The organism is Pseudoalteromonas sp. NH0006-46, from assembly GCF_057547735.1.
Map to the genome: position 1 here is coordinate 36,271 of NZ_BAAJML010000005.1, position 15,588 is coordinate 51,858.

General features: G+C 40.5%; 15 protein-coding genes and 7 tRNA genes. 6 read left to right on the forward strand and 16 right to left on the reverse strand.

Annotated elements, in window-relative coordinates:
- Positions 1 to 269: 269 nt before the first annotated feature.
- Entirely contained in the window at positions 270 to 2,726 is a 2,457-nt protein-coding gene (fadE, locus tag AC27I2_RS11400; RefSeq protein WP_058405639.1) for an acyl-CoA dehydrogenase FadE, read from the forward strand.
- Here the strand turns inward: fadE and AC27I2_RS11405 are convergent, their stop codons facing one another.
- From AC27I2_RS11405 to dnaQ, 12 genes are all read right to left on the reverse strand, one after another.
- Complete coding sequence (locus AC27I2_RS11405) at positions 2,727 to 3,842, reverse strand: DUF6136 family protein (RefSeq protein WP_487204357.1); 1,116 nt, start codon at positions 3,840 to 3,842, stop codon at positions 2,727 to 2,729.
- Positions 3,839 to 4,429 carry an ATP-binding cassette domain-containing protein gene (locus AC27I2_RS11410; RefSeq protein ID WP_487204358.1) on the reverse strand — a complete coding sequence of 197 codons (591 nt, stop codon included), beginning with the start codon at positions 4,427 to 4,429 and terminating at the stop codon, positions 3,839 to 3,841. Before AC27I2_RS11410 ends, AC27I2_RS11405 begins: the two co-directional genes overlap by 4 nt.
- Before the next feature lie 347 nt (positions 4,430 to 4,776).
- Positions 4,777 to 5,499, reverse strand: coding sequence for a helix-turn-helix domain-containing protein (locus AC27I2_RS11415; RefSeq protein ID WP_487204359.1), 723 nt, complete (start codon positions 5,497 to 5,499; stop codon positions 4,777 to 4,779).
- A gap of 235 nt (positions 5,500 to 5,734) precedes the next feature.
- Positions 5,735 to 5,811, reverse strand: a tRNA-Asp gene (locus AC27I2_RS11420).
- A 53-nt stretch (positions 5,812 to 5,864) separates the two neighbouring features.
- A tRNA-Asp gene (locus AC27I2_RS11425) sits at positions 5,865 to 5,941 on the reverse strand.
- Between the two features lie 37 nt (positions 5,942 to 5,978).
- Positions 5,979 to 6,055: transfer RNA gene (locus AC27I2_RS11430), tRNA-Asp, on the reverse strand.
- 39 nt (positions 6,056 to 6,094) lie between these two features.
- Positions 6,095 to 6,171 (reverse strand) — tRNA-Asp (locus tag AC27I2_RS11435).
- Positions 6,172 to 6,202: 31 nt separating this feature from the next.
- Positions 6,203 to 6,279 (reverse strand) — tRNA-Asp (locus AC27I2_RS11440).
- A 41-nt stretch (positions 6,280 to 6,320) separates the two neighbouring features.
- Positions 6,321 to 6,397 (reverse strand) — tRNA-Asp (locus tag AC27I2_RS11445).
- A 27-nt stretch (positions 6,398 to 6,424) separates the two neighbouring features.
- Positions 6,425 to 6,501: transfer RNA gene (locus tag AC27I2_RS11450), tRNA-Asp, on the reverse strand.
- A 97-nt stretch (positions 6,502 to 6,598) separates the two neighbouring features.
- Positions 6,599 to 7,969 carry a TIGR03503 family protein gene (locus AC27I2_RS11455; protein ID WP_487204360.1) on the reverse strand — a complete coding sequence of 457 codons (1,371 nt, stop codon included), beginning with the start codon at positions 7,967 to 7,969 and terminating at the stop codon, positions 6,599 to 6,601.
- 9 nt (positions 7,970 to 7,978) lie between these two features.
- Positions 7,979 to 8,692, reverse strand: a complete 714-nt coding sequence (gene dnaQ / locus AC27I2_RS11460) for a DNA polymerase III subunit epsilon (protein ID WP_487204361.1) — start codon at positions 8,690 to 8,692, stop codon at positions 7,979 to 7,981.
- Between the two features lie 68 nt (positions 8,693 to 8,760).
- Here dnaQ and rnhA point away from each other — a divergent pair, with 68 nt between their 5' ends.
- Positions 8,761 to 9,225 carry a ribonuclease HI gene (gene rnhA / locus AC27I2_RS11465; RefSeq protein WP_058405644.1) on the forward strand — a complete coding sequence of 155 codons (465 nt, stop codon included), beginning with the start codon at positions 8,761 to 8,763 and terminating at the stop codon, positions 9,223 to 9,225.
- An 11-nt stretch (positions 9,226 to 9,236) separates the two neighbouring features.
- Here rnhA and AC27I2_RS11470 read toward each other — a convergent pair whose 3' ends face one another.
- Positions 9,237 to 10,013: a methyltransferase domain-containing protein gene (locus tag AC27I2_RS11470; protein WP_487204362.1), complete on the reverse strand. Its 777-nt coding sequence runs from the start codon at positions 10,011 to 10,013 to the stop codon at positions 9,237 to 9,239.
- A gap of 53 nt (positions 10,014 to 10,066) precedes the next feature.
- On the opposite strand from AC27I2_RS11470, the gene gloB reads away from it, so the two are divergent.
- Together gloB and AC27I2_RS11480 are read left to right on the forward strand one after the other, a co-directional pair.
- Positions 10,067 to 10,840, forward strand: a complete 774-nt coding sequence (gene gloB, locus AC27I2_RS11475; RefSeq protein ID WP_487204363.1) for a hydroxyacylglutathione hydrolase — start codon at positions 10,067 to 10,069, stop codon at positions 10,838 to 10,840.
- Between the two features lie 142 nt (positions 10,841 to 10,982).
- Positions 10,983 to 12,566, forward strand: a complete 1,584-nt coding sequence (locus AC27I2_RS11480; protein ID WP_487204364.1) for a lytic transglycosylase — start codon at positions 10,983 to 10,985, stop codon at positions 12,564 to 12,566.
- A 52-nt stretch (positions 12,567 to 12,618) separates the two neighbouring features.
- Here AC27I2_RS11480 and AC27I2_RS11485 read toward each other — a convergent pair whose 3' ends face one another.
- The 3 genes from AC27I2_RS11485 to AC27I2_RS11495 are packed head-to-tail and all read right to left on the reverse strand — an operon-like array spanning position 12,619 to position 14,145.
- Entirely contained in the window at positions 12,619 to 13,068 is a 450-nt protein-coding gene (locus AC27I2_RS11485) for a flavodoxin (protein WP_487204365.1), read from the reverse strand.
- Positions 13,068 to 13,832, reverse strand: a complete 765-nt coding sequence (gene truC / locus AC27I2_RS11490; protein ID WP_487204366.1) for a tRNA pseudouridine(65) synthase TruC — start codon at positions 13,830 to 13,832, stop codon at positions 13,068 to 13,070. Before truC ends, AC27I2_RS11485 begins: the two co-directional genes overlap by 1 nt.
- Complete coding sequence (locus AC27I2_RS11495) at positions 13,825 to 14,145, reverse strand: YqcC family protein (protein WP_058405649.1); 321 nt, start codon at positions 14,143 to 14,145, stop codon at positions 13,825 to 13,827. Before AC27I2_RS11495 ends, truC begins: the two co-directional genes overlap by 8 nt.
- A gap of 105 nt (positions 14,146 to 14,250) precedes the next feature.
- Between AC27I2_RS11495 and AC27I2_RS11500 the strand changes: the two genes are divergently transcribed.
- Together AC27I2_RS11500 and AC27I2_RS11505 are read left to right on the forward strand one after the other, a co-directional pair.
- Positions 14,251 to 15,279, forward strand: coding sequence for a DUF3549 family protein (locus tag AC27I2_RS11500; protein ID WP_058405650.1), 1,029 nt, complete (start codon positions 14,251 to 14,253; stop codon positions 15,277 to 15,279).
- A complete protein-coding gene (locus AC27I2_RS11505; protein WP_010557125.1) occupies positions 15,280 to 15,579 on the forward strand; it encodes a DUF3301 domain-containing protein in 300 nt (99 codons plus the stop codon).
- Positions 15,580 to 15,588: the final 9 nt, after the last annotated feature.

A 15,588-nucleotide genomic window follows, 5' to 3' on the forward strand; every position in this document is an offset into this window, starting at 1 on the left:
AGTACATTTTACAAAAAAAATTTTGCTAGATTAGTTGCATATTTACTTAAAAAAATCATTATGACTACCTGAATTATAAATTTTTAACGCTCTGAATTAATAAAAAACATAATGTGTATGGCAAAAAGCACTATTCGTCCCCTTAAAAGGTATTTTGTAAAGCAAAACTTCTGACTTTTTACTATAATTTTACACGCTAATTTACTTGAAACTTGAGCTGACTAGCGCTACTCTAAATGAGGTGGTCTGACCTCTATTAAGGAATTAAAATGACACTCATATTTACACTCGGTTTAATCGTACTGCTGTGCACTGCGATTTACCACAGAGCGAGTTGGAACACAGCACTTGGTGTTTCTGCTGCAACGTTATTAATTGGTACCTTTGCGGGTGCTTTTGGTTTAATTAGCTGGTTGATCTTTTTGGTCATCGCAGTGCCTCTTTCAGTTACTGGTATTCGCCAGCAATACATCATCAAACCTATCTTTACGGTATTCAAAAAAGTAACTCCGAGCATGTCTGACACTGAAAAGTCAGCAATCGATGCGGGTACAACTTGGTGGGAAGCTGATTTATTTTGCGGTAACCCAGATTGGAAAAAGCTACATCAATACCCTGTGCCTAAACTTACTATTGAAGAACAAGCCTTTATAGACGGCCCTGTTGAAGTAGTATGTAGCATGCTAGACGATTGGGAAGCAACACACGAGTTAACTGATTTACCGCAAGATGTATGGCAATACCTCAAAGATAATAAATTTTTTGCCATGATCATTAAAAAAGAATACGGCGGTTTAGAGTTTTCTGCGTTTGCTCAGTCTTGTGTACTTCAAAAACTAACGAGTAAATCAACATTACTTTCGTCAATTGTTGGTGTTCCAAACTCATTAGGTCCAGGTGAATTATTACAACACTATGGTACAAAAGAGCAAAAAGACCATTACTTACCGCGCTTAGCTAGCGGCCATGAAATTCCATGTTTTGCATTAACATCACCAGAAGCAGGCTCTGACGCAAGTTCAATCCCTGATTACGGTGTTGTGTGTAAAGGACAATGGAACGGTGAAGAAGTTGTAGGTATAAGCCTAACGTGGAATAAGCGCTATATCACGCTTGCGCCTGTAGCTACGGTACTTGGGCTTGCATTTAAATTACAAGATCCAGATGGCTTATTAAGTGATGTGAAAGAGCCAGGTATTACCTGTGCGTTGATCCCAACAGATACTCCTGGAGTAGAGATTGGTCGTCGTCACTTCCCGCTTAACGTACCATTCCAAAATGGTCCTACTCGCGGTAAAGACATTTTTGTACCTCTTGATTACATTATTGGTGGCCCTGATATGGCTGGCCAAGGCTGGCGCATGCTAGTTGAGTGTTTATCGGTAGGCCGTGCAATTACATTACCGTCTAACTCTGCCGGCGGCATTAAAATGATTGCAACCGCTACGGGTGCATACAGCCGTATTCGTCGTCAGTTCCGTTTGCCAATTGGTAAAATGGAAGGTGTTGAAGAATCAATGGCTAAACTAGCCGGTTACGCATACAGTTCAGACGCCGCAGTAAGTATGTCGACTGGTGCGGTTGATTTAGGTGAAAAACCATCTGTTGTATCAGCGATTATTAAATACCACTTAACCGAACAAATGCGCGATGCAACAATCCATGCAATGGACGTTCTTGGCGGTAAAGGGATCATGCTTGGTCCAAATAACTATTTAGGCCGTGGCTATCAAGGTGCACCTATTGCCATCACCGTTGAAGGTGCAAACATCCTGACCCGTAATATGATTATTTACGGCCAGGGTGCCATTCGCTGTCATCCATTTGTACTAACCGAGCTAGGTGCGTGCGAAATTGAAGACCGCGAAGAAGCGCTTAACGTATTTGATAAAGCGCTAATGGGTCATATTGGCTTTACTATGTCGAACCTAGTGCGTACTAAGTGGCTTGCCCTTACAGGTGCTCGCTTTACAAGTGTGCCTTACCATGACGAAACAGCTGAGTTTTACCGTATAGCGTCGCGCTTTAGTGCTTCTTTAGCACTTATGTCAGATATTAGCATGGCTGTATTTGGCGGCTCTCTTAAACGTAAAGAGCGTATTTCTGCACGTTTAGGTGATTTATTAAGCTACCTATACTTAGTATCTGCAACGCTTAAACGTTACAACGACGAAGGCCGTAAGAAAGAAGATTTTGCGTTAGTTCAATGGAGCTGTCAGGATCACCTTTACCACTGTCAACGTGCGCTTGCTGACTTGATTAACAACATGCCTTCTGCACCACTTCGTGGCGTATTGAAAGTGTTATTGTTCCCGTTTGGTCGCCCGGTGCGCAAGCCTACTGATAAGTTAGAGCATAAACTAGCTCAAATCTTACAAGTGCCTAGCGAAACGCGTAACCGCTTAGCAAGTTATGTTTACTTAACAAATGAGCCACTTAACCTTGTAGGCCGTCAGGAGCAAACGCTGAAAGACGTGCTAGAAGTTGAGCCTTTATTTGAAAGAGTATGTAAAGAGAAAGGTGTGAAACTACCGTTCTTCCAACTTGATAAAGTAGCGCAAATGGGTCTTGAAGCGGGCATTTTAAGCCAAGCCGAAGCGGATAAGTTAGCCGCTGTAGAACAGGCTCGTTTAGACGTAATTAACGTAGATGACTTTGACCCTGCTGATTTGCTTGCAGGCAAAGCCGCTCGAGATAGTGTTATTACAAAAGTGGATGCTGCTTAACTAATTTAGTAAAGCAAGCAGCCCAACGGTAGAAATAATCCAAACCAGCGCATAATGCGCTGGTTTTTTTTGTGCAAAATAAACCTGCAATAAACACCACATAAAACCCAAGCTTAATAACATACTGTTTAATCTCTCAAACGTAATGCTATAGGTTATAAAGGCTCCTAAAAGCAACAGTATACTGGGTATAAACTGGCTGATATTAAACGCTCGCGCCTTATGAGTCATTTTGAAAAACAAGCGGTATTGTTCATAAACCTTCGTGCAATCAAATTGTAATGAGCTGCTAAAAAGTACAATAAAAGCAATTGCCACAGTGTCTAGTATATTTACAAGATCTGGACGCTTTTCTAATAAAGCAGCCGATGCCATAAATACACATAAAAGTAACGATATACGCCATACCAACGTCCAGCTATGGTTTATGAAGTAACAAAACCAAAAACCAAACAAAGACCGCACACTCACCATCCTATTTATATTAATTACCGGTATAAAAATGCTAAAGAAAAAGATAATTGCAAAACCCAGATGATAAATAAGCGGTGATAACTCAACAGAAGTTAATAAAAATAAAGTGCTAAAAACAAACCCATAAACGAGTGCACTAGGTTTGTATAAACAGATAATGCCTAAACCTAACTGAAGGCATATAAAAACGATAAAGTGCGGTACTTTTATCCACTGTACTAAGGTTAAATCAAGTGCTACCAGCAGACTCGCTATAAGCCAGCCATTGCTAATAAGTAGCAATTTTATATCTGCTAAATTTAACCAGCTTGGACGAGCGATTGTGCACTGAAATAACCGTTGATTGCTATTCTTAATTGCCGGTTTCATTGCGCTTAACATCACGCTTTGCAATAACAAATAAAACAGCGCCATTTGAGCACCACTTAAAGGCGCATCTGTACTGTCTATAATTTTCCCTAAACCTAAAAAGAGCAACAGCACCAAGCCCAAAATGGATGAACCCAACACCACTAAAAATATCAAACCAAAGCTCTTTAACTGCACTAGCAGCTGCTTAAGCTCAAGCGTGTACGCTAAGTACCGATAGCTTATAAACGCATGGTACTGCTCAAGCCTGCTTTTTACGCTCACAAAACTCATAACGGCACACATCTGAAACCATGTGTGGTAAACACTGCAGGCTCATGACAAGTAATAATAATTTGCCCATTCGGCTTATCAATCAAATAAACATCGAGTAAGTTTAAAAGGTACTGAATACTCATTTGATCAAGTGCAGCACTTGGCTCATCAAGAAATAAGTAAGGTGACTTTCGCATTAGCGTTAAAATAAGCTGACACTTTTTTTGATTGCCCGAAGACAAGGCACTAAATCGAGTATTTAAAAATTCAGTAAAGCTAAACCCTTTAACTAATTCATGTGGCCACTGGCAATCGACTGTGCGAACAGACAAATCAATGATTTGCTTAGCTGTTAAAAAATCAGGTAACGTAATTCGGTCACTGGCAATCGCTACTGTTTTTGTAGGCTCACTTAAAGTACTGCCGGCAAATAAAAATGAGCCACTTTGTGGTTTATCAAGCCCTGCTAACATCATAAGTAATGTAGTTTTACCGTGGCCATTAGGCGCTTCTATACAGAGTTTTTGATCTGAAAAAACCTGATTATAATTTTTGAAAACTACATTGTTGAAAAACTGTTTATTTAAGCCAACGACTTCAATCATAAAATATCCTTTTAAATTAGCGTTATAGTATAAAATTTTAATGAGAAACAAAGCCCATCACAACAGCTACAGATAACACTAACGGCATTAGGAGCCCTAAAACCACCTATACCGTTAACAGCGACTACCCTTGTGCTTTTTCATAATCAAGATAGTTTAAACAGATAAGGTGCTTTGACTCAGTTACAAAGCACATACACTCTTTAAAGTAATTTAAATATTATCCTTAAATATTTTAAGTATTAGCGACTTATCGAGCTGATTGTATAGTTACTTATAAAATTACCCAAGTCACACGAAGCTGCGGGCTAAACTGAAAGTTAAACTGCGTATTTTAATTTAAATACTTAGTGTAGGTGGCGTGTTAATTTTGGCTCAAGTACAGCGAGAACCAAGCCAAACACAGCAGCAAATATGCCGATAAATTCAAACCAACTATTACCCGCATGTGACAAGGTCCTTGGAAGTTCATTTGCATTATAAACACGTTTACCGCCCTCAACGTCTTCGACAAATGACTCACCAACATACTCATCCATTAACTTAAAAACTGGGACTCTTCTGGCTAGCATTTCCCGATTTTTCCCCTCTCTTTTCTCTCGGTTTGATTCAATGATATAATTTCTCCAATGAATAAAAATATTCAGAGGTTCTTCTGTTTTGATCACACCTAGAGATTTGTATTCGTAAAAGCGTTCATTGAAAACATAGTTTTTATGTCCTGCATAAAACAATGCACAACCAATAGATATCAAAAACATTGCGAGATATATAATTTTTCGCTGTGTAGCAGAACTCTTTGCAGCTTTACTTTTAAACCACACTTCTACATCGGGTATTTGCATCAGCCTAGCTTTATCAAGGCTCGATACAAGCGGCTTCATAAACTCATCAATTGAAAGATTTAATGCTATTAATAAGGCTCTAAATATTTCATTCGAGGGAATTGATTTATCGTTTTCAAGTTTTGATAAATAACTCTGCTCTATCCCCACTTGCTGAGCGAACTCTGGTTGACTCAGTTTTTTATCATTTCGTAGCTGCTTTAATTGTTGACCTAATGTGCTCATCTTAATGCTTCCTTTTTAAAAGTGAGGTTAGATTCTTGGTAATTCATGCAGATATATGAAGCTGAATAATGAAGAATAATAAGGAATATTAGCAGGTTAGTATAAAAGAGTCGATCTGATAGCTTATAGCTTATAGCTTATAGCTTATAGCTTATAGCTTATAGCTTATAAAAAATTATGTTTAGATCTATTAATAAGGAAATTATTTATTGCTTGTTATTGAGGAAATAACAAGTGGCGGAGTGGACGGGACTCGAACCCGCGACCCCCGGCGTGACAGGCCGGTATTCTAACCAACTGAACTACCACTCCGCAGTGGTATGTGCATGGGGTAATGCACTTACTAACTTTGTTACGATATCAAATGGCGGAGTGGACGGGACTCGAACCCGCGACCCCCGGCGTGACAGGCCGGTATTCTAACCAACTGAACTACCACTCCGCAGAGATATCTTTTTACTTGCCATTACTTAATTTGTTGGCGGAGTGGACGGGACTCGAACCCGCGACCCCCGGCGTGACAGGCCGGTATTCTAACCAACTGAACTACCACTCCAGCATACAAATTTTTGTAATATAACAGTGTTTAAATAGTTGGCGGAGTGGACGGGACTCGAACCCGCGACCCCCGGCGTGACAGGCCGGTATTCTAACCAACTGAACTACCACTCCAGCGCGTATTTAAACTGTTATTTTTTCTTATTGGCGGAGTGGACGGGACTCGAACCCGCGACCCCCGGCGTGACAGGCCGGTATTCTAACCAACTGAACTACCACTCCATAATAAGAATATGTTTTACAACCATATGTTGTGTAAGTGTTGGCGGAGTGGACGGGACTCGAACCCGCGACCCCCGGCGTGACAGGCCGGTATTCTAACCAACTGAACTACCACTCCAGCTTTTACTTACAAATTGTCGAAAATTGGCGGAGTGGACGGGACTCGAACCCGCGACCCCCGGCGTGACAGGCCGGTATTCTAACCAACTGAACTACCACTCCGCATTTTCGTTGCTGTTTAGGTCTCCCTGACAGCGGCGTGAATAATACGAACCAGCCCCTACTTCGTCAAGGGCTTTTTTGTTTTTTTACAGGTTTTTTAGTCATCTGACATCGAAAGGTTTAAAATTTCACCTGATTTGTCATTTTTTGAACCGTTTTTGTCAACTTGATTTTTTTCTGTGTCGTCTGCATCTTGATTCGCGTGTTTCTTTTTATTTAAAAAAGGTAACGATAGTTTAATTTTAATCGGTTTTTTTTGTACAAATATTCGAATAGCTAACCAGCCAAGTAATATAATTAAAATATTACAGCCAATTATTAAGCTCACAATAGTTGATGTGGCCATTTTTTCTTCTTCAGGCTCAATTGGTGTGGCTTGTTCGGCTGCAACAACTGTTGCAGGATCAACTTCTGGCACGGCTTCTATTGGCCGGGCTATTTCAAATTTATAGGTTGGTAAAGTGGCCATAAATTCACGGCCGTTATTGTTAGTACCAAAAACAGACAGTTCTACACTGTATCGACCCCAATCATAGTTTTTAATTATCAACTCTCTGGTTTCACTTTGCGTAGCGTTAATTGTAAACATTTGCTCTTCGTTATTTGGGTAGTAAATCTTACCCTGAAAAATAACGGTCTCAGATTTAACTATTTTATTGTCTATTGCGATCGTTAATTTATGTTCATCAATATTTTCATCTGCAAGTGCAATATCGAAACCAAACGGTGGTTCATGCACAATGATGGTGTTTTGAACGACCCTGCGTTGCAGTAAAGGAGTTGAAATGTAAAGTTCAGGTATCCACTCACCTTCAGGAAACACAAGTTTGAACTCACCGGTAAATACGCCATCTTTTGGCCGTTCATCAAATCCACGCCCGTCGTCTTTAAATTCGGCGACCTCTTGAACACCTGCGCCAAAGTTTGCAAAGCTATCGTTATTCGTACTTACAAAGTCAACATTAAGACTCACAACGTCTCTAAATAGATTTGCGTTAATGGGTTCACCATCATTTAATATTTGGCCAGTTACTTTTATAGTCTCGCCTCTAAAAAGCATGGGGGGTAACGGCTCTGCCTTAAGCGATATTTCACCCAGTACAACAATTCTGCTATCTGGTGAAATACTTCCTATAACTTGCCACGGACCTGGCATTGGTTTTTTTATAGTGACAAGGTCATAGCTAAGCTCGTCAAACCATTCAATATTCGTATCTCTAACTGCGTTGGTGGCAAAATACTTACTGCCATCAGGCCTAACTAAGATAACGGCAGGTGTTCCTGGTTTTCTGAAAAAGAGTAATGTGATTTCGTCTATTTGGCTGTCAATTCGAAAGCGGTTGTCGAGTAAGGGGATTTCATTTTGCAGGCCATCCCGTTTTAATACTTCAACTTGCTCTGCGCTGTAAGCATTACTTGGTAACAAGCTTAGTGCACATAACACGATTACAAAATACATTATTCTCATTATAAGGCCTTATTCAGCGCGCCATAGGCATTGGCCGCCTTCTTTATTTACAAGATCCAATCTGGCTTCGTGTGCGCTTTGCTCTTCATCTGTGGCGTGTAATACAACCAATGGCGCTCTTTCGCTGGTTAAACGTCTTATACCACCTTGCTGTTGCTCGCTACCATCATCTTTGTTTTGATTTAAGTTTAACTTTGTTTGTCCGCCTGTCATGGCAAGATAAACATCAGCTAAAATCTCAGAATCCAGTAACGCGCCGTGTAAGGTCCGTTTGGCGTTGTCTATGTCGTAACGTCGGCATAACGCATCTAGGTTATTCTTTTGACCAGGATGCAAATCACGCGCCATTTTAAGCGTGTCGAGAACTTGACAGTAATCATGGGTATTTGGAAAGCCTTGATTAAGCAATGCAAATTCATTATCCATGTGGCCCACATCGAACGGGGCATTATGAATAACAAGCTCAGCGCCTTTTATATAGTCAAAAAACTCTTGTGCAATATCGCGATAAAGCGGTTTGTCGCGTAAAAATTCATTAGTAATACCGTGAACGTCAATCGCTTCTTCTTCTATGCTACGTTGCGGATTAATATAAACATGAAAGTTATTACCTGTTAAACGACGGTTTACTAACTCTACACAACCAATTTCTATAATCCGGTGCCCTTGTTTAGGGTCGATGCCGGTGGTTTCTGTATCTAAAACTATTTGTCTACGTGCCATATCGAATTAAGCCTGACTCTGGTATCTTTCTATAATCACTTTATTGTACATAAGATCAAGGTAAAACAGTGCAAAAAACCGTAGAGATTTACACCGATGGCTCATGTTTAGGTAATCCAGGCCCCGGTGGTTATGGTATTTTTATGATTTATGACGCCCATGAAAAAAAATTAAGCCAAGGCTATAAGCTCACCACTAACAATCGCATGGAAATGCTCGCGGCTATAGTGGCACTTGAATCACTTAACCGTGCTTGTGTTATAAACCTAACAACAGATAGTCAATACGTAAAACAAGGTATTGAGTCATGGATTTCAAATTGGAAAAAACGTGGCTGGTTAACGTCAGCTAAAAAGCCAGTTAAAAATGTAGACTTGTGGAAGCGCCTAGATGCAGCTTGCAGCCAACACACAGTAAATTGGAAGTGGGTTAAAGGTCATAGCGGCCATAAGTACAACGAAATAGTTGACGATTTAGCTCGCGATGCAGCTGGCAGCAAAGATTTACTCGAAGATGTAGGCTACCAACCTTAATTTATTTGCTGCTAGCGGTTGTCACTTTTTTGGTCACACGTTTTATAATGCTGCTTGGAGGTTTGCCTAAGCCCCGCCCCTTTCACAGGCACAAACTGTGGTCGAGCATGCCACTTAGGCTTTATCGGTGTAAGTGGGGCAACGCGTTTTCGAGCCACCAGCATATAAACACTGCCCATTGGTTTTAAATATTGCTTGGCAAATGATCGCCAAAATTCAAACCGTGATAATCTGTTCCCCCTCGCTAGCGATGAGTAAATAAATCGCTCGTCACTTACAATTTCAAACCCCAATAAATTTAGCCAATCTTTTACTCTTGCAGGGGTAAAAAATCGTCCTGTCCAAGGTAGTTTTTGCCCGCTAAACGGCAACATTTGCGCTAGCCCACACAAACTCAGCGGATTAAACCCTGTAATTAAAACGTAGCCGCCAGGTATAAGTGTTCGATGAGCTTCTCGTAAAATGTGGTGCGGATCTGAATGGTACTCTAAGCAATGGCTTAAAATACACGCATCAACGCTATGCTCATAAAAAGGCAATTCGTCTATGTCTGCCACAACCCCCGTAGAAGGTCCCGGCTCTGCGACACACACTTGGTGCTTAATGGTACTTAAACTTGTATTTAACTCACCGCTTAAATTACCTAACTTAAGCATATGGTAACCAAACATACGTGGTAGCCAATATTGCATTTTACGTTCAATATCAGCTTGCAAATAATCCCCGTGAGGGAACTGCTGCCACGACAGTGGTTTGGGTCCTTCTTGAAAACTAAGGGCTGGTTTCATTTTATGAGCTCGTTATACTATGCGTTAAGTGTCACTTTATAGAGCAATTTAACATGGTGCAAGTCAAAGCAATTAAAGCCTTTTCTGATAATTATATTTGGTGTTTAACCACTGAAAATAGCTCTCAAGCATGGGTCGTTGACCCTGGGCAGGCTGAGCCTGTGCTCGCGCATTTTGCAGCACAAAATTTAACATTGGGTGGCATTTTAATTACCCACCACCATTACGATCATACCGATGGAGTTGCGCAACTAATAAAGCAAAACCCGACAGTTAACGTATACGGACCTAAAAACAGTCCATTTAAAGGCATAACGCACCCATTGGTTGATGACGATTATATTGAAGTTTTAGGTATTAGCTTCAAAGTGTTAACCACCCCAGGGCACACACTGGATCATATTTGTTTTGTGAATAACAACATAGCATTTACTGGTGATACCTTATTCAGTGGTGGCTGTGGCCGTTTATTCGAAGGAACCAGTGAACAAATGTGGCATTCTCTTAACAAGCTAAAAGCACTGCCTGCAGCGTGTAAAATATTTTGCACTCACGAATACACACAAGCAAATTTAGCCTTTGCCAAAGCCGTTGAGCCACGCAACCCTGCGTTAATTGCGCATAGTGAGTTAGTAGATGAGCTAAGGAAAGAAGATAAAATTTCCTTACCAACCACAATCGGAAAAGAGCTTAAAATAAATCCGTTTATGCGTAGCGACATTCCAACTATTACAGAAGAAGTACCTGAAGAATTTATCTTAGTTACAAAAAACAATGAACCTTGGCGTAACTTTGCAGCTCTTAGAAAGTTCAAAGATAATTTTTAGCGCATATGCGTTTAATATTTAAAATCATTAACTTGAAATATATGAACACTTCCGACTAAGTGCTGTAATTGTCATAAAGTGGTAATGTTAGTTTATAAAAGGTAACATTTGCCGAGTTTTTTTACCCGATGTATTGGTATTTATGAATAAATCTCCTCTTATAATAACCTTGGCGCTTGCGCTAAGTGGTTGTCAAATATTGACCACCTTAGACTCAAACTCTCAAGAAGCAAATCAAGCCAGTGAGCAGCTTGAAGGTGCGAGCCCAAATGATATTAACAATGCATTAATGGTAAACGCGCAATATCAACAACTAGATAGCGATGAACTAGAAGCGCCTGTGTTTGACGATGTATGGGAGCGAATTCGTTACCAACTATCGATTAATGTTCCTCAAAACCGCCCAGTTGTGACCGAGCGTAACTATTACGCAAAGCATCAACGTTATTTAGACCGTATTTCAAAGCGTGCAGAGCCGTACCTTCATTTTATTGTTGAAGAAGTAGAAAAACGCGAGATGCCAATCGAAATTGCGCTCCTTCCTATTGTAGAAAGCGCATTTGATCCCTTTGGCTATTCTCATAGAACGGCCTCCGGTATTTGGCAATTTATGCCACAAACAGGTGAACGTTTTGATTTAAAACAAAATTGGTGGTACGACGGTCGCAGAGATATTGTGCAATCAACCCGTGCAGCATTAGATTATTTGTCTTATCTTCACAAAACACTTGAAGGTGATTGGCTCAATGCCATAGCCGCTTATAACTCCGGTGAAGGGCGCTTGATGCGCGCAATTAAAAAAAATCGTAAAAAGCATTTGCCTACCGATTTTTGGTCATTAGATTTACCAAGAGAAACCACGGCTTATGTACCAAAGCTACTGGCACTTGCTGACTTATTAAAACGCTCGGATGAATTTAATGTAACCTGGAAACCTATTATCAACGCCCAAGTGGTAGACGTTGTTGATGTAGGCTCACAAATAGACCTTGCTCTTGCTGCCGAAATGGCAGACATGACATTAACCGAGCTTTACAGATTAAACCCGGGGTTTAATCGTTGGGCTACTGATCCAAATGGCCCGCACTCTTTACTTTTACCCATTGATAAAGCACAGCAGTTTTCTGAAAAACTTGCCAATACTGATATTAAAAATAGGCTTCGTTGGCAACGATACGTGGTAAAAAGCGGCGATAGCTTGTCTGTGATTGCTAAAAAGTTTACCACTAGCACCAGCGCGATTCGATCTCTAAACAAGCTTGATTCGAATACAATACGCATTGGACAAGAGCTATTAGTGCCGTTAACCGACGGTGCAATAAATAGCGAGCACCTACCAAAGCAAATGCGTATGGCTGCTAATAAAACATCACGCACTAAGCTTTCTCACACCGTAAAAAGTGGCGATACCTTATGGGACATTAGCCGCGAATACGATGTCACAATGGATGAATTGGCAAAGTGGAATAAGCTTAAAAAAAATGCAGTGCTGCGCTTAAATCAAAAGCTCACAGTGTATAAATCACAAAATACAACGGCCAGCGCAACTAAAAGCACTAACCGCACGATTACGTACAAAGTGCGAAGAGGCGATTCACTTGCGCGTATTGCGTCTAAGTTTAATTTAACGGTAAGCGAGATTATTAAATGGAATAATTTAGCTGGTCAAAAGTACTTACAACCGGGGCAAAAATTAAAGCTTAAAGTGGATGTAAGAAGTAGTTAACTACAGCAAACAAAAAGGAGCGCATGCGCTCCTTTTTGTATACCAATAAAAATTAACTTGGTAGCTTTTCAAGCCATGCTTTTAACCAAGGCTCTGTCACTGGCCAAGGCTCAAAATCCTCACACGCATCAATCTCTAAACGGTTACCGACAGGTTTTGCTTGTAAATCACGTAAAAGTTCATCAAAGCTTCGACCTGCACCACAAAAAGTATCACCATAGCTTCTGTCGCCCATAGCCACCACTCCAAATGGCTTATCTGTAAGCATAGGAAAACTACTATTAAGCGCATAATATAAGCCAGCTAGGTTACTTGGCACGTCACCCTGCCCTGTCGTTGAGGTAACAATTAATATGTTTGATGCGTTTTTAATATCATCAAGCGAAGCCTCTGTGATGAGCGTGGCGCTATGACCTGCTTGTTCAATACAGGCTGCTATATCACCGCTTAAACGTTCAGCACCACCATTTACAGTGCCTACAAAAATACTAATATGTGCCATTAATAATCCTTTTCTTCGTTCGGCCAACCAAGTTGCTCACAAATTTGTAGCATATCATGACCTAGTGGCGCTTTAATCGTTGTTGGTTTTTTAGTGTAAGGGTGCACAAAACTCAGCTCAGTTGCAAACAGCATTAAGCGCCGTAATTCAAAGTGATCCCTAAAAAATTGGTTGTGTTGGTTGTCGCCATGATTAACATCACCAATTATAGGTAACGATAAATGCTTTAAATGCCGACGAATCTGATGCTTGCGCCCTGTTTTAGGAAAACACTCGACTAATGAATACCGCACCGTTGGGTATTTGCCTATAGGAATGGGCAATGCAGCTTGATACAAACAATTAAACTGGGTTTGCGCCTCCTGTGGCGCTTTGTTTTGATCTGCAAATTTATCGGCAATTTTATCAAGCTCTTCTTTTAAAGGTTTATCTAAAAAAACCGACTCAGGGGCAAATCCCCGAACCAAAGCTAAATATCGTTTAGAAATAGTGCCCTCAATAAAAAGCTGATTTATATCGCGAGCAGATTCTGAGCTAAGTGCAAAAATTAAAACTCCTGACGTGGGCCTATCAAGCCTGTGAACAGGAAAAACGTGCTGACCTAACTGATCGCGCAACATTTGCATCGCAAATTGAGTTTCATGTTTATCTAAAAAGGAACGATGCACCAATAGCCCTGACGGTTTATTAATGGCAACAAAGTTTTCGTCTTGGTACAAAATGTCGAGTTCGCCGTATTCAGTTGGCGCTAGGCGCTCACTCATGCGGTTCCCCTAATAGTGTATCTAACTGTGTCAGCACCTCTATAATTTCATCACTCCCTGATTTATTAATCAAGGTCATTTGAGCCATGGGGGCAATAGCAAAGTTTCGCGGTAGTGGTTGATTATGAGTGATTAAATGCTGCATTTTTTCAATAAACACAAACTGCAACCACTGTTCAAACGCCATCGAATCGTGACAAAAAGGAACACTAGAATTTAGTGCTTCTGCTGAAATTGGCTCAGATTGCCAAAGTTGATGCTTTTGTAATAGTGCCTTCAATTGCACTAAAAAAGCTTGGGTTTGTTGGTACATAACCACCCTCTTTTTAAGTTATACGGCAATTATACCCTGTTCCCACACAGCTCGCTATGGCGTATAATCGGCCCAATTTGCAGTAAAAAAACAATCGGGAATACAATGAGTGATCAAATAGCAACCTTAGGCCAACTTTTAGATGGTGCTGGCACGCAATGGCGGGCTTTTGATATTGGCAGGCACATTACTAAACTCGATAAACAACAATTTTTAGCTATTGAACAAGCTCAAGTACCTTACCCTTACCCGCTTGCTGGTCATGCATGGCTTGCAATTCAATTTTGGGATGCCAAAGCGAGTAAAGAACCTTATGTGTGGTTTTTAAAATTTCCGCTTGATGAGCAGAGTAAATTAGTCAGTGCAAGTCGTGATCACTTTGCCGATATGGTTATTCAAGCAATTGGCACTGAAATTACGGGTGAAAAAGCAGAGGGGAAGCTTGATAATAACCCTTATGTATTTACACCTAACGCAAATAAACTGGCTGCATTTAACGCGCAAGTTAAAGTGTTACTAAAACAACCCGCTTCTCAATACTACGAATACGCGCAGCTATACTTTAGCGCAAAGTTGGGCTTTGATAATTGGCAAACTGTTGCACTGCAAGGCATTGCTGATTTTGCTCTGCGTCTTGATAACGATCAAAACTTAAGTAACTTGAAAAAAGCGTGGACGCATTTACCCCTTGAAGTATTGCAACCACTTAGCGCAATGCTTGAACATGTAGAAATACCGCCAACGTTGAGCGAGCTTTTGCTGGTGCACGGTCTAGCAGCGATTGAGAAAAATGATACCGTAGCTTTAACCGCTGCTCTTCGCTCAATCTCTAAAGGTCAGGCGCAAGGCCTATGCGCACAACTTGTTGATGCAACATTAAACTCATCGCTTAAAAGCAACTCGGACGTACTTTTAACTATTGCTGGGCGTTGTTTTATACAGTTAGAAGACCCCGAACGATTGCATATATTTATGGATAACTGTGCACAACATCAAAAAATAGAGGCGCTTTTTCCAAGTATTTTTGCGGATTTAGTTGCAATACCGACCATTCGACCTCACCTATTAGGTTTATTACGAAAAGAAGATCGAAGCGAAGCCCTCGCTCGTGCAATTGGAAGGTTATTCTCTTAAATGGCAAGTTTATGGACGTTTATATTAATTGGTAGTGTTATTTATTTGTTTTGGCTAAATAGAAAAGTTGCCGAAGCGGCTAATGTTCATGCTAAACGTCAATGTGAGCAATTAAATGTGCAACTTATGAGTGTTGCTTGCACAAAGCGTCGTTTTGGTTTTCTAAAAAGTGGTAAACCTGGAATAAAAAGTGAGTTTTCATTTGAGTTTTCAAGTGACGGTGAAAATGCGTATCAGGGAATGCTTATTATGGAAAATGAGTTTTTAAAAAGTGTTGTCGTTCCACCACACAAAATCTGAGTGATCTTA